Source organism: Symplocastrum torsivum (genome assembly GCF_059505465.1).
The window spans coordinates 104,768-126,751 of record NZ_JCACKQ010000005.1 but is presented as its reverse complement, the minus strand read 5'-3'; the positions used below and the strand labels follow the sequence as shown (position 1 = coordinate 126,751).

The window sequence follows — 21,984 nt, the reverse complement described above, 5'->3', positions numbered from 1 at the left end:
ACTTATATTTATATCCCTGTGTTAACCTGTCATAATCTTTGTGGCGCACTACTAGTCGTCGGACATCTAAATTTTTCGTAATAGCATTGGTATTTAGGTGAGTTGAGGTGAGCGATCACACCTCAACTAAACTGTCGATAGTCTATAAGGTTCAGTCTCCAATAAACTTAAGCGAAACGCCGTTCATGCAGTAGCGTTTACCAGTAGGTTTTGGACCATCGTTAAACACATGACCCAAATGCCCACCGCAGCGACGGCAATGCACTTCAGTCCTCGTCATAAACAGCGACTTATCTACGGTTGTAGCGATCGCGTTTTCCATCGGATCGTAAAAACTCGGCCAGCCAGTACCACTGTTGAATTTGGTTTCAGATGAAAATAGTGGCAGGTCGCACGCCGCACAGACAAAGGTACCCTTGCCATATTGCTTATCCAGTGGGCTAGTGTGGGCGCGTTCCGTGCCATGTTTCCGCATCACCTGAAACTGTTCCGGTGTCAGAACTTTGCGCCACTCTTCCTCAGTTTTGGTGATTTCAAATTCACTATTTGATGTTGCCATGACTTTTGCTCTCTAAGGTAGATTAATGTGACAGGTGTGCCGTGCTTGGTCTTGCACCAGCCTGTAAAAGATATCTTTCTTCATAATCCTTCATTTAGTTGCCGATTAACCAGTCCTCAAGTCCTCAAATGGAATACTTAGCTTGATGAAGGAGAGGAATTACAGCAATAAGCCTGTTAAGCAAGCGTTTGTAGTGCTTTTCGATAGAATAGTCACGACTGAGTAAAGCAGTGAATATCATGCAGGTAGTGTTTCGCGAATTTAACCCTTTTGATTTGTGGATTTGGCTGGAGTTCACCACAGTTCCCTCTTCAATGGAAAAGGAATATGTTGAGGAACTGTTCAACTCCTGGTTCTTCCTCGGTAAGCTGGGAGGCTTCGATGCGGAAAACCTCCAGGTTCAGGATGTTGGGATTGATATCGGCTACATGGAGTATGACGACAAGGTAGCAGACAGCAGCTTGATGTCGGTGATGCATAATAAGAGTGATTTTGAGTTTGAAGGCACTTGGGCACGCTGTTGGTTTGATTTAGGTACCAGTGATGCGATCGCAATTGATGTCTTAATCAATTCCCTCAGGCAGCTTTCCAAGGAATATGTAATAATTGAGCGCTTATGCCTTGGTGGCGAAAATGAAGACTGGCCGATAGACAATGATCGGCGTGCTCTTTTCTCGGAAGCTCAGCAAAACTAAAGCAACTTGCTAACAGCCAAAAGTGCAGGTTAGGTTAGGACAATCTAAAATCTCGAAGTTTTCAGTTGCACAGGTAGGCATATAGAACGGCTAAAAGCAGCAATGAACCCACCTAAGGAAATCCGTGTAATAGTACTGGGATTGATTCGAGATGGCGATCGCATCTTTCTTTCGGAAGGTTACGATCCAGTTAAGCAAGAGACATTTTATCGAGCCTTAGGTGGGGGTGTTGATTTTGGTGAAACTAGCTATGATGCTTTAAAACGAGAGTTTCAAGAAGAACTCGAAGCCGAACTCACTAATATTAAATACTTAGGTTGTATTGAAAATCTATTTATCTACAACGGTCAACCGGGTCATGAAATTATTCAATTGTATCAATGTGATTTTGTTGACCCAAAGTTTTATCAACTCGACCAAATAGAATTTCTTGAGGGAGAGCACAAAGGAACAGCACTTTGGCTAGATATTGACCAGTGTAAATCTGGAGAACTTCGTATTGTTCCTGAACAGTTTTTAGATTACCTGAGTTCGCCTCATGAAGGAACAACGCCGCGAAGCCTACATCAATCTGATTAATGGACTGTTGAGTTGTCCTAGTGGCGAGGAACCACAGATTTTGAATGCTAACCCAGATTTAGTTGATGCTGGGTTCGTGCAGACAATGGTACAGGTAGCAGAGGTGTTGGAAGAGAAGGGCGATCGCAACGCCGCTGATTTTTTAATTGATGTTGCCCGTCAGCTAGCTAAGGTACTGGGATTGTCATCCTCAACCCCCACTTCTTCCACTCTTCCAAATTCTGAGTCCCAACTCTCATTCTTCTTGCAGGTATTGCTGATAACCGCAGACAGCAATGGCAATCCGCAAGTGGTTTACCCGTTGCTGCAAGAGAACTTAGACCAACTGGATGATAACTTTGCTCAAGTGTTGCGAAGCTGGGCAAGTGCTACCCTGCCGGAAGTGGAGCCAAAGATAGCATATGACATAGCAGGATCTATTGGCGATTTCAGTGCCCTCATTCAGCAGTTCCCCTTGGGCAACCGCGCTAGTAATCTGGAAATTGCAATTATATGCAACGAGATTGTTACAACAGTCTTTACCCGCGAAGCCTTCCCCGAAGACTGGGCAAGAACCCAAAACAATCTGGGCATTGAATATCGTAACCGTCTGCGGGGGGAGAGGGCAGAAAATTTGGAAGCATCAATCCGTTGTTTCTTAGCTGCTTTGGAGGTACGCACCCGCGATTCCTTACCAGAACAATGGGCTACCACCCAAAACAATTTGGGCGGTACCTTTATGTACCGACTCCAGGGACAGAGGGCGGAGAATTTGGAAGCAGCAATTCGTTGTTTCTCAGCGGCTTTAGAGGTACGCACCCGCGATTTCTTCCCCCAAGAATGGGCAGGAACCCAAAACAATCTGGGCCTTGCCTATCTTTACCGCATCTGGGGAGAAAAGGCAGAGAATTTGGAAGCAGCTATCCACTGTTTCTCAGAGGCTTTGGAGATATTTACCCGCAAAGCCGTCCCTCAAGAATGGGCAGATACCCAAATCAATCTGGCCAATGCCTACCTTAATCGCATCTGGAGAGAAAGGGTAGAGAATTTGGAGGCAGCTATCCATTGTTTCTCAGAGGCTTTAGAGGTATACACCCGTGAAGCCTTTCCCTATGACTGGGCAGAGACCAAAAATAAGCTGGGTATTGCCTATATTGACCTCCGCCAAGGGGAAAGAGCGGAGAATTTAGAAGCAGCTATCAGATGTTTCTCAGAGGCTTTGGAGATATACACCCGTGAAGCCTTTCCCTCTAACTGGGCAGATACCAAAAACAAGCTGGGCGTTGCCTATCTTTACCGCATCCAGGGGGGGAGAGCAGAGAATTTGGAAATAGCAATCCGCTGTTTCTCAGAGGCGTTGGAATACACCCGCCAAGACTTTCCCTATGGCTGGGCAGCGATCCAAATCAATTTAGGTGCAGCATATAAGAACCGCGTTCGGGGGGAGAGGGCAGAGAATATAGAAGCTGCAATTGGTTGTTTCTTAGCTGCTTCAAAGATATGCACCCGCGAAGACTTTCCTCAAGAATGGGGAAATGCCCAAAACAATCTAGGCAATGCCTACAGACATCGTATTTGGGGAGAACAGGCAGAGAATGTCGAAGCGGCAATCCGCTGTTTTTTAGCTGCCTTGGAGGTACGCACCCGCGAAGCATTTCCGTATGCTTGGGCAGAAACTCAAAACAATCTGGGTGCTACCTATAGAAACCGCCTCTGGGGAGAACGGGCAGAGAATTTAGAAACAGCGATCTACCATTTCTTATCTGCTTTGGAGGTATATACCCGTTCAGCCTTTCCCCAAGAAAATGTAAGCACTCAATTTAACCTTGGTGTTACTTACCAAGATTTCCAACAGCTACATAAGGCTTATGATGCCTTTGCTGTAGCTATTGATACTGTAGAATCCCTGCGTAACGAGATATTCTCTGGCTCTGGAATAGAAGAAGACAAACAAAAACTAGCTGAAGAATCGAATGATCTCTATCAATGTATGGTGAATGTTTGCCTAGAGCTAGGCTATCACGACCAAGCGATAGAATATGTCGAGCGCAGCAAAGCCCGCAACCTAGTCGAACTCCTCGCGACCCGTGACCTCTACCCCAAAGGCGACATTCCCGAAGCTGTCCTCAACGAACTCAACCGACTTCGCCGGGAAATTGCGGCTGAACAGCGACGGATTGACATTGCTAGAAGCAACCAGACAGGTGGGAGTATATTGAGCGATGAGCGTAGCCAATTTTCCAGTAATTCATCGACAGTTGGTGGAGGCACCGACCATACTCGTGTAAATGTCTTACAGCAACAACTAAATGACCTAATTACCCAGCAAATCCAGCCAATCGATCCCACCTTCAGTCTTACCCAACGAGTCGAACCTATCAGCTTCCAGCAGATACAGGAATTGCTACCCGATGACAAAACTGTCCTCATAGAGTGGTACATCCTGGATGAAACCTTCCTGGCATTCATCATCACCCACCAAAGCCCTGGTATAACCGTTTGGCAATCTTCTCCAAAAGATGGACGAGACTTAATTAACTGGATCATTGAGTATTTACAGAACTACGCGCAACCCTCCAAAGAACATTGGAAAGACAAGCTAGAGTCCCGTCTCAATCGCCTTACTCAAATCCTGCATCTAGAGGCAGTCCTTGCCCATGTACCAGACACTTGCGACAGGGTGATTTTGATTCCCCATTTGTTCCTGCACCTATTTCCCCTTCATGCTTTGCCATTGCCTAACCAGAAGGACAAATGCCTTTTAGACAAATTCCCCAGAGGTGTCCGTTATGCACCCAGTTGTCAGCTATTGCAGCTAACTGAAAAACAAAAACGTCCTGACTTCAGCTACTTCTTTGGAGTTCAAAACCCTACTGAAGACCTGTTCTATGCCAATTTGGAGGTTCAAACTATTCATCGCTTCTTTGAACTTGCTTATGTTCTGGTTGAAAAAAACGCCAAAAAAGATATCTTCAACACTATCCCCTACACAGAACATCTACGCGCTGCCCATTGCGTTCACTTCTCTTGTCACGGCGAGTTTAACTTTGAATCGCCCCTGAAATCAGCTTTACTCTTAGCTGATAGGCAACCCCTCACTCTTGGGGAAATCTTTGGTCTTGATCTCAGCCAATGCCGCCTCGTTACCCTCTCTGCCTGCGAGACTGGCTTGACTGACTTCACCAGCATTAGTGATGAGTACATCGGTTTGCCTAGCGCCTTTCTGTATGCTGGTGCCCTCAGTGTCGTCAGCAGCCTTTGGGCTGTGAATGACCTCTCAACCTGCTTCTTGACGATCAAATTTTATGAAAACCTCAAAAACTTTTCCAAACTAGAAGCGAGAGATGTTGCCATTGCTCTTAACCAAGCTCAAAAATGGCTGCGGGATTTGACCAGCGAAGATTTTGAAGCCGTCTTTGCCAAATATCAACCGCAAATTGATGGAATTCTTGCCCAGCTTTCCAAAGGCGATCGCTTTGAATTTCACGACTCTCTTAACCGAACTCTAGATAAAATTCAGGCTCCCGATCGCCAGCCGAAGCCCTTCGCTAATCCATACTACTGGGCTGCTTTCACAGCTACAGGAGTCTAGCCGACAATTTCAGCAGGTGTTCTTCTGCCTTCTGGTGTGCGGTTAAAGTCATTATCGAAACTCACAATTACCAGGTTATTTCTCTGGGCAGTCACGTACTGATAAGCATCATCAAAATCTAGATTAAATTGATTGATTGCTGCAACTAAGTTAGGCATCTCTTGAGGCTCCAAACGGAGTAGCACCACAGCACCGTTGGTGAAAACATCCTGAACAAAATCTAGCAGTATATTAGGTCTATTTCGCCTTGTCAGCAATATTCCAATCGAATAAAAAGAAAAATCAGTAATGAAGAGATTTTCTGTTGGCGTTTGGGTAAGAAACTGAACTGCTTCTTCAGCCCTATCTTGCTGCAACAGGGGTTCAAGCCAAACATTCGTATCCACTAGATACATAAATTAGTCGTTAATCCACCAGTCTGAAGATTGCTTTTGGAGTTCCAAAGAGGTATATTGCTCCTTTAAATCTGCTAGACCTCCTGCCCAATTCAGACACAGAAACTTCCTTTTTTGCCCCTCTAACGATAAGTCAGAAGACTTACAAAAATTATTCACGCCTACTTTGGTGATGTACAGAGCAACTGGGATTTCTAGTGCCACGAGGAAAGACTGACTATTTGCTGCTAAAGATTCCTTCACTACTTCTAACAGTTCCGGTAACAAGTCATCTTTAAATTCTTTTTCACAGATAGCATCGCGGCATTGCTTTAATCCTTGCTCCAGACGATTTGAAACAAATCTATCGTCTTCCGCCCCTGCCCTACGCGATAGTACGCGAGACGCACGTTGCAAATCTCCATCACAAGCCTCAATGACATCAAGATCGGCGATCGCTTTTGGATTATTTGCCCATGCAGAGCGATACTGAGCAATCTCTTCAGGTGTCAGAATAATAGCCATCGAGCAAATCTTGCAAGCTGCAAGATACTAACGACTCAAGAAGGTGATGCACCCTAATAAAAAAACATAAAGCCTGCTCTCAGGCAGGCTTCATCCGTGAATGCCCGACTTCAGTCCTCAGGCTCTATCGAAACATGCTGCTGACTGAAGTGTCCTCATGGACGCGCCAAATGGTTTCACCTAGCAAGTTCGCTACCGAAAGCACTGTTAGCTGTTCAAAGCGGTTTTCTTCAGGAACCGGAATTGTGTTTGTCACAATTACTTCTTCAAACACTCCACTCGATAAACGCTCAATAGCGGGTGGTGAAAAAACGGCATGAGTAGCGCAAGCATAGACTTGGCGAGCGCCTTCTTCACGTAGGATTCTTGCTCCTTCGCAAATAGTGCCACCTGTATCAATCATGTCGTCTACCAGTACCGCTGTCTTACCCTCGACATCCCCAATGACGTTCATCACTTCCGCAACATTATGCGCTTGCCGTCGTTTATCGATAATTGCCAGTGGCGCATCATTCAGCTTTTTGGCAAAAGCTCTCGCTCTTGCTACGCCCCCCACATCGGGGGAAACAACAACAATATCGGAGAGTTGCTTCCTTTCCAGGTAGTCTAGCAGCACCGGAGAGCCATAGACATGGTCAAACGGAATATCAAAATATCCCTGAATTTGGGCAGAATGTAAATCCATTGCCAAAATCCGACTCGCACCTGCCTCAGTAATCAGGTTAGCAACTAGCTTCGCCGTAATTGACTCACGACCCGCTGTTTTGCGGTCTGCTCTGGCATAACCATAGTAAGGAATTACTGCGGTGATTTGCCGCGCTGAGGCACGACGGCAGGCATCAACCATAATCAGTAACTCCATCAGGTGGGCATTTACGGGTTGGCAAGTTGGTTGAATAAGGTAAACGTCACAGCCACGGATTGATTCTTGAATTTGGATATATAACTCTCCATCTGCAAACCGCTTGCGAACCATCGGTCCTAAGTCCATGCCAAGATAACGAGCCACTTCCTGAGAAAGCGGAACGTTAGCAGAACCTGAAAATAGTCGGAGACGATTGTTGTCCGCAATCGGCGGCAGTGTGGGCTGAAGCGTTAAAGTTGCAGAACGGCTCACAGCAGACCCTCGAAGCTCATTTCACTGCAATCTTATCATCACTAGATTGTAAACTTTTCTCAGAATTTGATCAAAATTGGCTTGGAGGGAAATTCTTGCAGTTCCTCCAGAAGAACATCTCTATCAACAGCAACAAGCAAATTTATTTTTCTATAGTAGTAAAAACTTTATTGATAATCATTGATTCACTTCAACAACCACTGCCCAAAAAACTATGGCTCGAAGCTGAAGTGTAATAGTGATCAATCAAGCAGCGTGTTTACTATTCCTAAGTCTCTTGAATTTAATCTGTATGGTAAAGGACAATATTTAAGTACTTTTTAACCATTCTGGTTAAGGATGCTTGGCGCTTCAATCAGATAAGTGGTAAATAACATGATTTTATTTACAAAGATTAAAAAAATATAAATTTTTATAACTAAACGTTCTTAATATTATTAAGTTACAGAAAATACTTGAGAGATTGAATAATCTCTAGCAACAAAAAAAACAGTAGTTCATTTTTAAAACTACTATTGGCGAGTTGGTTCATTCACGATACTCTAACATAGTGATGACAGGTTGCTGCATTCGGGAGTAAGTTCAGCTTGCCGTTAGGCATCCTTCCTCTTTCTCGTAAAAACCGATTTACACACTCATGGAACCACCAATCGCCTCTGGAACTATTCTGCAAAATCGCTACCACTTGCTCAGTGTTCTTGGTCAAGGTGGATTTGGTCGGACTTATAAAGCTGAGGACCAAGGACGCTTTAATGAACTTTGTGCTCTTAAGGAATTGATTCCACCTCAGAGTGAGCCTTTTGTACTAGAGAAATCAAAGGAGCTGTTCCAACGAGAGGCAACGGCACTCTATCAGATTAAGCACCCGCAAGTTCCTCAGTTTAGAGCAACGTTTGAGGAAGGGGGACGGCTGTTCTTGGTGCAGGACTATGTGGAAGGGAAAACTTACCGCGAGTTACTCAACGATCGCAAAGCTCAGCAATCGGGTGGGGAGGCTCAAACTCAGAATCAGAATTTGGGGATTCCGACCCCAACAACAACGGGAACAATGGCGAACTCTGGATCTGGGGTCTTCTCAGAAGCCGAGGTACGACAGCTATTACTACAGTTATTACCAGTTTTAGACCACGTCCATAGTAAAAGCATTATTCACCGGGATATTACACCGGATAATATAATGCTGCGTAACACAGACAATCTGCCTGTATTGATTGACTTTGGTGTTGTGAAAGAACTGGCAACCCGTTTTCAGTCTCCTAATTCTACGGCTCCAGTAACTACTGTTGGGAAAGTGGGTTATGCGCCTAGTGAGCAAATTCAGACAGGTAGAGCTTATCCCAGTAGTGACCTCTATTCCTTAGCCGTTTCAGCGGTGGTACTCTTGACAGGTAAAGAGCCACAGTCACTTTTTGATGATACTCAGCTAATTTGGCGCTGGCGTCGGTGGGTCAATGTTACTGATGAATTAGCCAACATCTTGAACAAGATGCTGAGTTATCGACCAGGCGATCGCTATCAGTCAGCAATGGAAGTGATGCAAGCGATTCAATCGCACGGCTCAGTTGCGCCACAGCCAGCTCCCCTGCCTCAACCTCAACCTCAACCTCAACAACCAGACCGCAATGTTTCCAATATGGCGACAATGCCAGTGGGACGTCGCCCGGAACCACCAGCTAATCCAAGACCCAGAATCCCAAATCAATCTGACCCTGTAATTCCTGAACCTAGAGCTAACTCAATTTGGGATAATCCTTGGGCTGTCGTGGGAATTGGTGCAGCATTGGCATTGCTGGCAGGACTTGGCTCTTGGGCAATTATCAGCAGTATCCGCAATTCACAAAATGCTCAGGTGACACCTACGCCCACAACGCCTTTCACTGAGTTACCAACCCCAACCCCAACAGAATCACCCACAGAATCACCCACAGAATCACCCACAGAATCACCCACAGAATCGCCAACACAGACACCAACGCCATCGCCAACGCAACCTACATCATTTAGTCAGCGTGTGAATCTGTCCGCTGGTCAAGCTGTCTCAAGAGCGGGAACCATAAACGCGAATTCAACGATTAACTATATTGTTCCAGGTACACAAGACCAACAGCTTAGAGCCTCTCTTAATGGTGAAGGGGTTTTAATGACGGTACTTGGGCCAGACCAAAACCCAGTTGATAATCAAGCTAACCGTGTGCCGCGATGGCAGGGAACGCTACCCTTTAATGGAGATTACACTGTTCAACTGCGTCCAGTTCAAGGTTTGCCAAGGAGCAACTACAATTTATCGTTGGGTTTGACTAACCCAGCGCCCCCAACAACACAACCAACAACATCACCGTCACCACAGGTTAGCTATGACACAGAACGGTTGAACTTTGCAGAAGGTCAAGGAACGTTGCAGCTTGCTGATCAAACGGGTCCACGAACGATCAAGCGCTACTTGATCAATGCTCAGGAAGGACAGCAGCTAGCGGCAGAAGTGCAAGACGGTGGTGTGTCTTTAACAATTCGCGATCCTGGGGGTCAGGTAATAGCAGATGCTTCGGGAGTCCAGTTTTGGCAGTCTCAGGTCTTGCGTGCTGGTAACTATACAATTGACGTAATTGCCCAAAGACCGACACGCTTCCAGCTGTCTACTAGTCTTCAGTACCCACAGTAATTCAGGTTTATCTGAATTAAGTTCTCTCAGATACTAACTGATTAATTTTTGCCTAGCACCACAATCTAAACCTAGATGCACAGTAGCTTATTGATTGCTGGCACGGATACAGAGACAGGAAAAACTGTTTTGACCTGTTCGCTTGCTGCTTATTGGCAGACGTACCGTCCTCAAGAGAGTTTGGGAATTTTGAAGCCGATTCAGACGGGGATAGGTGATTGCGAGTTATACCAAAAACTCTTTGACCTCAAGCAAACCCCAGAAGAGATTACACCTTTGCACTTTCAGACACCTGTTGCTCCACCCATAGCAGCAGAACGAGAAGGACGCTTAGTTGATCTAGGACTGGCTTGGCAGGCGTTTACTTCCTTACAACAGCGATGCCAGTTAGTACTGGTGGAAGCCTTAGGAGGACTCGGTTCACCAATTACTCACGAACTAACGGTGGCAGATTTGGCAAGGGATTGGCGGTTACCCGTGGTATTGGTGGTTCCAGTGAAGCTGGGTGCGATCGCACAAGCTGTCGCTAATGTTGCCCTAGCACGTCAATCAAATGTCCACCTCAAAGGAATAGTCCTCAATTGCGTTAACCCTCGTTCAGACGAAGAGATTGCTGATTGGGCACCCGTTCACCTCATCCAGTCTCTAACAAACGTTCCAATTTTAGGTAGATTGCCGCATATGGCTAACCCGACTGATCTCTTTAAACTTGCTCAAGTTGCCTCAGATCTAGAGATAGAGCGATTTATCCAAAAGTACTAAGCTATTGCACATTTAACCTGTAGCACTAATTCATTGGGTCAAGGAGTGAGGGTAAAAGCCATTTCACCTTGACCCCTTTCTGTAATACCAGCTAGTGAAAGGTCAAGTAATATTAAGGAAAATGTCATTAACCTGCACTTGTGAAACCGGATTTTTCTCTCTCCTTCAATCAACCCCATAAAGGTTCGCAGTTACAAACTGTTTTGGCAGACACTCTCACAATCTTCTGGGGAGAGTGGTTAGATTTGCGGCTTTAGGCGTACTTGTTGGGTTAAATGTGAAGTCTCTTGAAAGTGTAGGTCTTTACAACAACTTCTTGATCATTCCCATGTCATTTTTAGGGGCAACGTTTTTTGACCCAGCAACGCTACCAGCAGCCTTGAAAGCAATTGTCTATCTACTGCCTCTAACGTATACCAGCATTGGGCTTCGCTCCGCTGCCTATTTACCGTTGTCGCAGTTTCCTTGGTACTCGATACCGATTTTACTTGCTGTTGCGATCGCGCTTTCTCTCCTGGGCGCTTATCAATTTGCTCACCAGCAGGACTAATCTAGACGGAAAAATACTTTGCAAGCCAACCCCACTACTCTCGAAGCCAAGGGCAAAGATTTACTGACGCTTCAATAGGGAACCAGCAGCCAAAGCACCAAACAACAACATACTCAACATAGAAGTTGGTTCGGGAACAGATCTCGATACTGTGCCACTGATGCCCATCGAATAATCTCGGTTGTCAGGATAGAAATCAATACTGTAGCCTACCGTAAATGAGTTCCCGTTGTTGCCAGGAGGTGTCCCAATGGCATTTGTACCGCTTGTAGTGGCAATAGCAGCAGCAGGGATACTGTAACCATCTCCTAAATCGTAAAATGGAGTCACTGTCAACCAATAAGTTCCTGGCTCAAGGTAAAGATCTAACCCTGAAACGGAGAGAGTGGATACAGGTTGATCAGAGACGGTGAAAGTAGTAGGGATTATTGACGCAGGACTACGACCAAAAGCAACAGTTTCGCCGTTCAAAAATGGTGCATCATCTATTCGTTGTGAGAGGTTTGTTACAATTCCCCAAGAAGCTGTTGGAGCAGAAGCTTGAGAATATAGCAGGTTGTTAGACCAAACCGTGTCAATGTTCCAACCCTCATCAGTAGTTGGAATAGTAAAGTCGCTCCAAATAGTCCGGTTAGATTGTCGTTGACCAAGCCAGAATATCTGATTCGCTGCGAAGCCTTGCCCATCGGGGTCACCGTTATACCAAAGCGTGTCGGCAGCAGTAGGAGTGGCAGTAGCATAGCTGAAGGTAAGAGGAACTGCTAAAGGAAGGACAAGCTTACAAAGGGTAGGTATCAACCAGTTATTGATGATTTCTGAACGCATAAGACACCCTCCCTAGAGCAGCACTTCTTCTTTGCCTAATCCTCACCTTTTGGGTAAATTTCCTGCTCTACCTCAAAGTATATTTTTTGATGCTACCTGTACACGGTTTTACAGGATTTCTGAGGCACGCTACCAAGATAAAACGGAACCTTAAAAGTTTAGAAGAAGTACTGCTAAATCCAAGCTACATCGAATCTCGGTATTTTTGTAGCAGTTGGGGGATATAGTCATAGCCATCAACGCCAATGATTGGGATGATTTTTGGGCGCTGTTGTCCCAACAATCGTTGGAACGCCTCCATTCCCATCTGACCCTGCAAAATTGTTAGTAAACCTGCGGCTTTACGCCAATCATTAGAACCAATTTGTTCGAGAAGATATGCACCTAATGTTCCGGTGTAGATAGTTGTTTCCCAATTTTGTAAGCTATAGGATGCTTCAGCTAAGTAAGTGAGGTTGAGACCTTGGAGGTACAAATCGCCAGAAAATTGAGCGGCTTGCCAGCCTTTTTCTAGATATGCGATCGCTTTTTCCGGCTGTTGGATCACAACATAAGCAATGCCCAAACTACTAAAACACAAGGCTTGACTTTGACCATCGCTTAAGCGTTCCGACAATTGCAACCCTTGCTCTAAATAGTAAATTGCATTCTCATATACCTCTGGTTCTACCTGTTGGGTATCCTGAGCTTGGAAGACTTCACTGTAGCCAAAGTTTGCCAAGGCATTGGCTTCTCCTAACCGGTTTCCCGATTGCCGAGAAAGAATCAAGGCGCGTTGACTATAGTTAATTGCTTCAGCATAAATTTTCCGAGCGACATAAATTCGGCTGAGGTGATTGAGATTAGCCACTTCACAAGCCCTATCACCCGCTTCACGCGCAATCTCTACTGCTTGTTGATGAAACGATGTTGCTCGATCATATTGACCCTGAGCTTGTAGTGAATAACCAAGTAAAGTCAGAATTCGTGCTTTTTCCTGTGTTCCCTCAACACGCCGTAAAGGTTCATCTAAGTAATTCAGGGCATCCCGCAGATAGTTTCCAGCCAATGAGGCAAAAACACCACCGTAGAGGGGAAAATAATCTCGCTGGGCGAAGGCGCGGAGAATTTGCAGACTGACTTGAAAACAGCCATTAACAATAGCATCGCGTTGGTCACTACTTAGTGCATAGTTCAAGACACTAGCTAACTGTGACCAAATCACGGCAAAGGCGATGAAGGTCGAAATTGAAAGTTTAGCTCCTACCTTAGAGTCATAAACCATCTTATCGAACCAAACGACTAGCCCTCGCTGCAAGCACTGAAGAACAACAGCCAACTCCACCCAAGCACTAACTTCCAGATTTCGCTGACTATCTGCCCATTCATTGAGCGGTTGATTCCGGGCTAGAGCTTGAAATAGAGATTGGGGTAAGGGGCTATTGACCTGTTTTGCCCACAATGCCCAAGGTCCACGCTGTTCAGGGATGCCGTCAAATCCTAATGACCCTCGGTTTTGGTCGTAAATCCAGCTAACTAAGTGATCTTCCAAGCGTTGCCAGGAGGCTAAACCCGCTGTAATGCCTGCCGATAGTTGCTGAATTTCTTTTGCACTTTCAGAGTCAGATGCTGAAGCTTGTTTTTGTAGAGTTTTTGCGAGTTGAGTGAGTTGTTGTAAGTTCAGTACCTCTTGCCGATTCGGGTCAATCACTCGCACTAAAGCAGTGAGACGGTCAGCTGAGTTAGCTGAGGTAATGGCTTCAATGGCGGCGGCAAGACTTTTAGAGACTTGGTTTTGCTGCTGTACCCGTTCCCACTCACCACTGATCGTTTTTAGTGCCCTAAGCACCCGCATCGCCTTAGCTTGCTTGATTTCACTAACCGGATTGTCTACCTGCTGCTGGGTTGTACTCAGTTGCTCTTCGAGGCAACGCTCAAAGATTTCCCCAGTACCGCTACTGACTCCTTGCAATAGCATTTGATAGACCTGCTCTTTCGAGCGGATTTTCCCCTTTAGGGTTGCTTGCACAATTTCATCAATTAACCCTAAGTAGCGACTTTGTAGTGATAGAGGCTCTGACATAACTCCTGCTCTTGAAAGAGCTGACTTTACCTCAACTGTACTGCGAAATTCCTCTTCCTATCGCTTCTTTTAAGCTGACTTAGAAGAGGGATTGTTGTCCCAATTCCCAATTCCCAATTCCCAATTCCCTAAGTCAAACCTTTCCAATTCTTCTTACTAGACTCGCAACAGTCGTTGCGAGTTCGGCTGGTTCTACAGGCTTTGGAATGTGCATCTGAAAACCAGAGGCGATCGCTTTCATTCGGTCTTCAGTTCTAGCATAGGCTGTTAGTGCGATCGCTGGAATCTCTCCCCCCTGCTCTGCTGAGAGTTGCCGAACTTTACGAATTAAGCTGTAGCCGTCCTCAAGCGGCATTCCAATATCGCTCACTAAGACATCTGGCTGGAACTGTGATATAGCTTCCAATGCCTCACTCGCTGATGCAACGGCAAAGACTTTGGCTTCACACTCCTCCAAAGCGGCAACGAGAAGCTCTCGCGAATCCACCTCATCATCAACAATCAGGACTCGTACTCCATTGAGCGTTGGTGGGTTGTTGAATGGTACTCCCAGATCAACGGTGGGATGGACACGCTCACCGAGGTAAGGCTTGACGCGGACGGGCATAAGCGGCAGCTTAACGGTAAAGGTGGCTCCCTTTCCTTCCCCTTCACTATCAGCACGCACTGTGCCACCGTGCAGCTCAACCAATTGTCGTACAATCGCGAGTCCCAGTCCCAGCCCACTATAGACCCTGGTGCTAGAACTATCGGCTTGCCGAAAGCGCTCGAAAACGTAGGGGACAAACTCAGGGCTAATGCCTTTACCCGAATCCGTGACGGTGACTTCAACATAGGAGTTCACTCGCTCTAAGCGCACCATAACACGCCCCTCTTTGGGCGTGAACTTGATGGCATTTGATAACAAATTCCAAATGATTTGCTGCAAGCGATCAAAGTCACCCGCAACTGGCCCGGCTGCCGGGTCAAGCACTGATTGGAGATGAATTTCCTTGGCTTGGGCGGCAGGACGCACTGTTTCAAGCGCCGCCTCAATTACTGCAACCAGTTCAACCGGACGGACATTCAAGCGGAGCTTACCCTGGATAATCCGGGAGACATCCAGCAAATCCTCAACCAGTTGTGCCTGTGATTTGGCACTGCGCTCAATCGTTTGCATTGCGCGTGCCGTAGTCGCTTCGTCAAACTTTCGACTATTGAGTAACCGCGTCCATCCCAGCATCGCATTCAGAGGCGATCGCAATTCGTGGGAGAGAGTCGCCAAAAACTCATCCTTGAGGCGATTAGCAGCTTCGGCAGTGGCGCGTGCCTCCTGTTCACGGGCGAGTAGCTGGTTGCGTTCATCTTCCGCTTGCTTGCGCTCGGTGAAGTCACGCATGATTTTAGAAAAGCCACGTAGCTGCCCCGTCTCATCTTGTAGGGGCGTAGTGATACCACTTGCCCAGAATCGGCTACCATCTTTACGAATGTGCCAGCGTTCATCCTCAGCCCGACCTTCCGTCACTGCTGTTTCCAGTTCTTGCTTGTCTATACCGTGCTGAAGGTCTTCAGGGGTAAAGATTATTGAGCCAGGTTGTCCGAGAATTTCGGCTTCCTGATAGCCCAACATCCGTTCTGCTCCCAGACTCCAACGGCTAACCTGCCCTTGGGTGTCGAGGAATAAAATTGCGTAGTCCTTCACATTCTCCAACAACAGGCGAAACCGTTCTTCGCTGACCCGAAGTGCTTCTTCCGCCTGTCTACGGTCTGTCATGTTAGCCAGGATGTAAACAGCACCGATGAGTGCTCCACCCTCATTGAACACAGGGTCTACTGTTATGGAAAACCATTGGCTATCGGAGTGAACCTCCTGGCTTTCGCGCTGACGAGTTTGCTGAACGTGGCTGAAGGGAGCTGCCTCAACCGAACCCAGTGTCGTTGGCATTAGCTCTTGATACAGGCAACCAACGAGTTCACTAAAAGGTTTCTTTAAAAGCTCTGTCATGGCGCTATTGCAGCGCATAACTCTTCCTTCCCGATTCAGGAGGCAAACGCCATCGTTCATTGCATCAAATGTACTTTGCCACTCTCGCGCTAAGGAGAGTGCGGACTCCTCAGCCTGCCGAATGCGTAACAGAGATTTGACAGTAGCAATTAATTCAATCGGTTCTACAGGCTGCGCCAGGTAGCCATCTGCACCACTATCTAACCCCTGTGCCTTGTCCCGACTTTCAACAAAACTCGCGGAGAGATGGAGTACGGGAATAAAGGCAGTAGCTGGGTTAGTTTTGATTCGTCGGCAGACCTCAAATCCGTTTATATCAGGCAGCTTCACGTCCAGAATAATTAAGTCTGGTCTGGCTTCAGTTACGAGTTGCAAGCCAGCTTCACCTGTCGCTGCCTCAATGATGTTAAACCCCCTATGTCTTAACATCCGCTTGACAGCATAACGATTGGCTTCGTTATCGTCTACGTGCAAGATCGTGATTAGCTGCGACTCAGACATTATCTTCCTCACAAGGCTCTAGTGCTATCCCTGCCTTTACAAGTGCTTCCCTAACCCGTGTGATCGGTTCTGACACTCCTAACGTCCCTAGCGCGATCGCAACGTCCTGCAATGCCATTTCTTTAGAGAGAATCGCCACGGTACTCTCAGCCAGAGTCCCTCGCTCTTGGGCTTCAAGTAGCTGTGAGGTATTAATAATCACAGGAATGTGGTTAGTTGTAGAGTCGCTTTTGAGCAGCGATAAGACCTCGACACCGCTCATTTCTGGTAGGGAAAGATCGAGAACAATGCAGTCAGGCTTTTCGACTTGAGCCAGATGGATACCCTCGCGTCCATCGACTGCTTCAATAACATTAAGGTGAGTGTCACTTAAGAATTGCTTAAACACGTATCGGGCTGTTGGATCATCGTCAATAAGCAAGAGCTTACTTGGTCTCTCACGCTTTAACAGCCTATTGATTTGGTTCAACAATAAAAATCTATCCACAGGCTTAACTAAGAAGCCATCAGCCCCTAAAGCCATCACTTGCTTTTCATTATCAATGACGGTGACAACGAGAATAGGAATATCTTGGGTTACTTTATTTCCTTTCAGCTCCCGAAGAAACCCCCAAGTGTTTTGCTCCTCCAACAAAATATCCAACATGATTACGCTGGGGGTGAATAAAGCCATTGCTTGTTCGGCTTGTGTCAGCGTTCGTGCCAGGAAGGGTTGATAAATTGACCCTTGGAAATACTTCTCGTAAGTGAAAAGGGTTTCTGCATTGTCCTCTACCACCAGTACGGGCAAGCGTTGCGAGTCTACCTGCCAGGAGACTAACGGCAAAGCTGGCTCTTCGGTAGAACCAGGATAGACAGCAGGGATAGCCGCAAAAAAGCTAGAGCCAACTCCCAAGGTACTACTGACCCAAACGTTTCCTCCTAATAACTCTGCTAGCTTACGCGAAAGCGGTAGCCCCAGACCTGTGCCTTTTACCTGCCTTTGTAAGGGAGAGTCCACCTGGACAAATTCTTCAAAGATTCGCTCAGTATCCTCTGGTGCAATACCAATGCCTGTATCGGCAACGGAGAAAGTAATAGTATTGCCAACCCGCACGGCGGATACTCGAACCTCACCCGTGGGCGTAAATTTGAGAGCGTTAGAAATAAAGTTTCTGAGAATCTGGGCAACCTTGCCCTCATCGGTGTGAAGCGTTGGGATATCGTGGGGTTCTTCAAAGACTAAAGCAATTGAGGAGTTGTGAGCAAGCAGAGGGCGCAGCATTCCTCTGAGAGTTCCGAAGAGTTCGCTTACTTCAAATTCGTCGGGCTGTACGACAATTTTTCCCGCCTCCACTTTCGCAAGATCTAAGAGGTCGTTCACTAAATCAGAGAGTCCTTCTGCCGCTTTTCGGATGAATGTGACCTGCTTTTCCTGCTCTGGCGTTAACTCACCATCCATTCGGTCTAACAGCATCCGGGATAGGGAAGTAATCGAGTTAACAGGTGTACGAAACTCATGGCTCATGTTTGAGAGGAAACGGGTTTTGAGTTCGTTGGCTCGTCTTAAAGAATCCGCTTTTTCGTCTAATTCGGCGTACAGCGCTACGACACCCCGATTGGTATCTTCTAGTTCACGGTTAAGTTGAGTTAACGCCTCCTCTCGCTTTTGTAGTTCTTCTAAGGCACAGAGTAGTTCCTGGTTCTGCTGCTGGATTTCTTCAAATGGATTGCTAGGCGATCGCTTAATCAACTCATCCGCTATCTGTGCCAAACGAGTTGCATTCACTAAAGGCGATCGCTTTGGCAAGGGTTTTCCCATCCGCACAGTTGTCCCGTTACTGGGTGAAGACTCAATCTCGAACTGCTCCATGAGTCGCTTGCCGCCAAGAATCCCTAACCCCATGCCAGTTTCCGACGTATATCGCCCCTCCAAAATCGAGTTCAGATTGGTGATGCCTGACCCTTTGTCACGAATGCAGATTAGCAAGCTTTGAGAGGATTCACCTTCCACCCAAAACTCAACTCTTCCTCCCTTTGCATACTGAAAAGCGTTGCGGGCGATTTCCGATACAGCAGTGGCAATGCGGGTTTGATCTTGAGAGTCAAAACCCAACAGTTCAGCAATCTGCCGTGCCCGCTGACGGGTCATGACAACATCTTGTTCAAAGCGTATTTCTATCGTGAGGATAGCTGCCCTCATTTCATGTTTAGATCTTAGATTGTGAAAACTCTCCCATCTCCCCATCTCCCCATCTCCCTATCCTCCAATCTCTCCCTCACGGGCAACTAACACAGTTACGTCATCCCGACCTCGGTTGAAATCCCGGTATAGAACTCCAGCAATGAGACTGGGATGTCTGGTTACTAAGCCAGCATAGCGATCTAAACGCCACTGTGTGCCCAATCCATCAGAGTGCATGACCAGAAGCCCTCCTTTAGTCCACGGATAGACAAACTCCTGAATCTTGCGAACCTCATGCCCAACCGTGCCGTTATAGGAAACCAGGTTGTTGTTTTTTTCCGGAGAAAGAATCGTGCCAGAAATGTTTCCGACACCAGCAAAACGCACGATTAAGCGTTCAAAATCAACTTCTGCGATCGCTAAAGCGGCTCCGCGTGTACTTCGCAGTGCCGCGTGTGCCACCTCAACAATCTCTTTAGGACTTTTGCCCAGATTCTCTCGAAATACCCTTACCGCTTCACGGGAGGCAAGGGCGGCTTGTGAACCGTGACCCAACCCATCTGCCACTAAGAGCAAATAGCGACCTGAATCTTGATCGATTGCCCAAGCATCACCCGAAACGTCTTCACCTGTCTTGGGTAGACATACGACACCGCTTTCTAGATAGTTGTCTTGCGACTTTGCGGGTAAGCCATTAGCCCAGAGGTGGCTTAATAAGGCTGTACCCCCATTCGGAAGCGAATAAAGATCAAAAAAAGCTGAGAGGCGGCTAATTGCCCCCAAGCCAGTTCCAGGAGTTCCTGCTGTTGAAAAGCCATCACGCAGGCACTCGTTGATATTGCTGATTCCTGGTCCTTTATCCAAGGCTAAGATTTCAATGCCCTCGCTCTTGTCTCTGGTCAAAGGTTGTAGCAGTAGTTTGCCATCTGTGGCGTGCCGAACGAGGTTATTTGCCACTTCTGTAACCACAATGCCGACTTTCCCTCGCTCAGTCTCGTTGAAGCCAAGACGACTCGCAAGAGCGATCGCCATCCGTCGCGCTTCACCTGCCTGACTAGACTCTAAAATCGGTAAGGCAACGGGTTCTGTCATGATTTAAGTCATTTCCATTTGGTAATAGTAACGCAGGTGCCTTCTCCGACCTGGGAAACGATCTTGAATTCGTTGACCAGCCGCTTTGTTCCACTTAAGCCCATACCCAGTCCGTTACCAGTCGTGAAGCCGTCCTTTAGGGCTAGTTCAATGTCTGGAATTCCTGGTCCCTTGTCTTCAAACGTCAACTGTAGACCTTGACGAATTCCATCCTGTAGGACTTCCAGCTTTACCGTACCACCACCACCATAGTCCAGGGTGTTACGGGCAAGCTCACTCGCTGCGGTGACAATCTTAGTCTGATCTACCAGACTAAATCGCAGTTCCACTGCCCACTGACGCACGGCTTGCCGTACTAGTACAACGTCGGCAGAGGACTGGATGCTCATGGTTTCAGACCTCTGTCTGTCCATTTGCGCTCTCCGTGGAAGACGCTGCCAACGAGGCACGGAGGCGAGCCATTCCCTTTTCAACGTTTAATGCCGTACTAATTCCTGTTAAGGAGAGTCCTAACTCGACCAGAGTAATGGCAACGGCTGGCTGCATTCCGACAACAACTGTTTCGGCATCCAGTATCCGCGACATTTTGGCAATGTTTCCCAGTATCCGCCCGATGAAGGAATCAACAATTTCTAAGGCTGAGATATCAATCAGCACACCGCGAGCACTAATTTGGGTAATTCGGTTGGTCAGGTCGTCCTGTAAGGTCATTGCTAGGCGATCGTGCATATCGACCTGAATCGTCACTAGAAGGAATTCGCCCATTTGGAGGATGGGGATACGTTCCATAAACTCTCCTGGCTCTATAGTGTCCCACTTTTGGAACGACTGATTGTTGCCCCAGTTCGCTTTAGGGCAAGAGCAAAAGCATCGGCAAGTGAAGCTTTTGTGACCATATCCGCGAGATCTACGCCCAGGTAGACAATGGTTTGAGCGATCTGGGGACGAATGCCGCTAAGGATACAATCAGCGCCCATCAGACGAGCCGCTGTTACTGTCTTGAGTAAGTGTTGAGCCGTTAGGGTATCTACGGTTGGCACTCCTGTAATGTCAATGATTGCCACTTCCGAACCCGTCTCGACAATTTTCTCCAAGAGCGACTCCATCACCACTTGGGTACGGGCGCTATCAAGGGTACCAATAATCGGTAGGGCTAAGATACCATCCCACAGTTTTACGACAGGGGTTGAAAGTTCCATCAGCTCCTCTTGCTGGCGCATGATCACTTGATCGCGGGTTTTCTGATAAACCTCAGTTGTCCAAAGCCCCAGCTCGTCCAGCAGGTTGCTTGCTAACAAAATGTCTTCAACTAGGGCTGCTCCATCCTGTGCTTCGGAGCGGAGGTGGTTGAATAGGGGTTGCTTAAAGGAGAAAACAAAGGTTGCCGTTTCCGATGGTGTAAAGCCTTTCTGGGAACGAGTTCGGGAAACACTTGCCAACATTTCGCGCACTCCCTTCCACTCTGGGGCTTGAGTATCACTCAAGTCACTCTGCTGTACAGCAGTTTTAAATAGCTCCAAAAACTCTCTGCACTCTTCTCGCAACTCTGCCTCTTTGAGCAAACCATGGCGGTTACCATGAGCCAATTGCTGTTGGAGCCAGTCCTCTAACAGTTGAGTTTTGTAATTTGTAAAAATCTCTGGAATTTTACTTTTGCCGCTCAAGTCCATAAAAAATCCTCGAAGTTGGAACCCCCTGTCCTCAGACGGTAGAGGAAAACGGTTAGACGACTCAAGTCCCAGTGTTCCACCCGCCGAGAGTTCACTCATTATTACAGGTCAATTATTCTAAACTTTCCGGTTAACTAGCACGAGTGGTGCTGTAGAACTGTGAAGTGGCGGGAAATTTACGGGCGGCGCTTCAAGAGTGCCAAAGGATAAGTTAACTACTACTGGAGGTATTCCTTAAAGGCTGATTGACCTACTTATTATAGGTACAAAGTGGGTCAACTGCTGCGGACACTCT

Annotated in this window: 18 protein-coding genes; 6 read left to right on the top strand and 12 right to left on the bottom strand. The window is 47.0% G+C overall.

Annotated features, from left to right (window positions below; genetic code table 11):
* Positions 1-151 precede the first annotated feature (151 nt).
* Positions 152-559, bottom strand: coding sequence for a peptide-methionine (R)-S-oxide reductase MsrB (msrB, locus tag AC5JL3_RS01735; RefSeq protein WP_496072845.1), 408 nt, complete (start codon positions 557-559; stop codon positions 152-154).
* A 239-nt stretch (positions 560-798) separates the two neighbouring features.
* On the opposite strand from msrB, the gene AC5JL3_RS01730 reads away from it, so the two are divergent.
* From AC5JL3_RS01730 to AC5JL3_RS01720, 3 genes are all read left to right on the top strand, one after another.
* Positions 799-1,254 (top strand): DUF3531 family protein, encoded by a 456-nt coding sequence (locus tag AC5JL3_RS01730; RefSeq protein WP_496072848.1) that lies wholly within the window; start codon positions 799-801, stop codon positions 1,252-1,254.
* Between the two features lie 102 nt (positions 1,255-1,356).
* Entirely contained in the window at positions 1,357-1,833 is a 477-nt protein-coding gene (locus AC5JL3_RS01725; protein ID WP_496072844.1) for an NUDIX hydrolase, read from the top strand.
* Positions 1,793-5,404, top strand: a complete 3,612-nt coding sequence (locus tag AC5JL3_RS01720) for a CHAT domain-containing protein (protein WP_496072843.1) — start codon at positions 1,793-1,795, stop codon at positions 5,402-5,404. The genes AC5JL3_RS01725 and AC5JL3_RS01720 overlap by 41 nt, the downstream gene beginning before the upstream one ends.
* Here the strand turns inward: AC5JL3_RS01720 and AC5JL3_RS01715 are convergent.
* The 3 genes from AC5JL3_RS01715 to AC5JL3_RS01705 form a co-directional block, all read right to left on the bottom strand.
* Complete coding sequence (locus tag AC5JL3_RS01715) at positions 5,401-5,799, bottom strand: PIN domain-containing protein (RefSeq protein WP_496072842.1); 399 nt, start codon at positions 5,797-5,799, stop codon at positions 5,401-5,403. The genes AC5JL3_RS01720 and AC5JL3_RS01715 overlap by 4 nt on opposite strands.
* Before the next feature lie 3 nt (positions 5,800-5,802).
* Positions 5,803-6,303 carry a hypothetical protein gene (locus AC5JL3_RS01710; protein ID WP_496072841.1) on the bottom strand — a complete coding sequence of 167 codons (501 nt, stop codon included), beginning with the start codon at positions 6,301-6,303 and terminating at the stop codon, positions 5,803-5,805.
* A gap of 124 nt (positions 6,304-6,427) precedes the next feature.
* Positions 6,428-7,420 (bottom strand): ribose-phosphate pyrophosphokinase, encoded by a 993-nt coding sequence (locus tag AC5JL3_RS01705; protein WP_496072840.1) that lies wholly within the window; start codon positions 7,418-7,420, stop codon positions 6,428-6,430.
* A 637-nt stretch (positions 7,421-8,057) separates the two neighbouring features.
* On the opposite strand from AC5JL3_RS01705, the gene AC5JL3_RS01700 reads away from it, so the two are divergent.
* From AC5JL3_RS01700 to AC5JL3_RS01690, 3 genes are all read left to right on the top strand, one after another.
* Entirely contained in the window at positions 8,058-10,079 is a 2,022-nt protein-coding gene (locus tag AC5JL3_RS01700; RefSeq protein ID WP_496072839.1) for a protein kinase domain-containing protein, read from the top strand.
* Positions 10,080-10,154: 75 nt separating this feature from the next.
* Positions 10,155-10,841, top strand: coding sequence for a dethiobiotin synthase (bioD, locus tag AC5JL3_RS01695; protein ID WP_496072838.1), 687 nt, complete (start codon positions 10,155-10,157; stop codon positions 10,839-10,841).
* Positions 10,842-11,076: 235 nt separating this feature from the next.
* A complete protein-coding gene (locus AC5JL3_RS01690) occupies positions 11,077-11,391 on the top strand; it encodes an ABC transporter permease (protein ID WP_496072837.1) in 315 nt (104 codons plus the stop codon).
* A gap of 60 nt (positions 11,392-11,451) precedes the next feature.
* Here AC5JL3_RS01690 and AC5JL3_RS01685 read toward each other — a convergent pair whose 3' ends face one another.
* The 8 genes from AC5JL3_RS01685 to AC5JL3_RS01650 form a co-directional block, all read right to left on the bottom strand.
* The gene (locus tag AC5JL3_RS01685) at positions 11,452-12,216 is read right to left on the bottom strand and encodes a hypothetical protein (RefSeq protein WP_496072836.1); all 765 of its coding nucleotides are present in this window, start codon (positions 12,214-12,216) and stop codon (positions 11,452-11,454) included.
* A 184-nt stretch (positions 12,217-12,400) separates the two neighbouring features.
* Positions 12,401-14,278: a tetratricopeptide repeat protein gene (locus AC5JL3_RS01680; RefSeq protein WP_496072835.1), complete on the bottom strand. Its 1,878-nt coding sequence runs from the start codon at positions 14,276-14,278 to the stop codon at positions 12,401-12,403.
* 133 nt (positions 14,279-14,411) lie between these two features.
* On the bottom strand, positions 14,412-16,763 hold the full coding sequence (locus tag AC5JL3_RS01675) for a hybrid sensor histidine kinase/response regulator (RefSeq protein WP_496072834.1): 2,352 nt from the start codon (positions 16,761-16,763) through the stop codon (positions 14,412-14,414).
* Positions 16,756-18,945, bottom strand: coding sequence for an ATP-binding protein (locus AC5JL3_RS01670; protein ID WP_496072833.1), 2,190 nt, complete (start codon positions 18,943-18,945; stop codon positions 16,756-16,758). Before AC5JL3_RS01670 ends, AC5JL3_RS01675 begins: the two co-directional genes overlap by 8 nt.
* Positions 18,946-19,002: 57 nt before the next feature.
* Entirely contained in the window at positions 19,003-20,019 is a 1,017-nt protein-coding gene (locus AC5JL3_RS01665) for an ATP-binding SpoIIE family protein phosphatase (protein WP_496072832.1), read from the bottom strand.
* Between the two features lie 8 nt (positions 20,020-20,027).
* Positions 20,028-20,408 carry an anti-sigma regulatory factor gene (locus tag AC5JL3_RS01660; protein WP_496072831.1) on the bottom strand — a complete coding sequence of 127 codons (381 nt, stop codon included), beginning with the start codon at positions 20,406-20,408 and terminating at the stop codon, positions 20,028-20,030.
* Between the two features lie 4 nt (positions 20,409-20,412).
* Positions 20,413-20,808, bottom strand: a complete 396-nt coding sequence (locus AC5JL3_RS01655) for an STAS domain-containing protein (RefSeq protein WP_192219805.1) — start codon at positions 20,806-20,808, stop codon at positions 20,413-20,415.
* Between the two features lie 14 nt (positions 20,809-20,822).
* Positions 20,823-21,788 carry an STAS domain-containing protein gene (locus AC5JL3_RS01650; protein ID WP_496072830.1) on the bottom strand — a complete coding sequence of 322 codons (966 nt, stop codon included), beginning with the start codon at positions 21,786-21,788 and terminating at the stop codon, positions 20,823-20,825.
* Positions 21,789-21,984 lie beyond the last annotated feature (196 nt).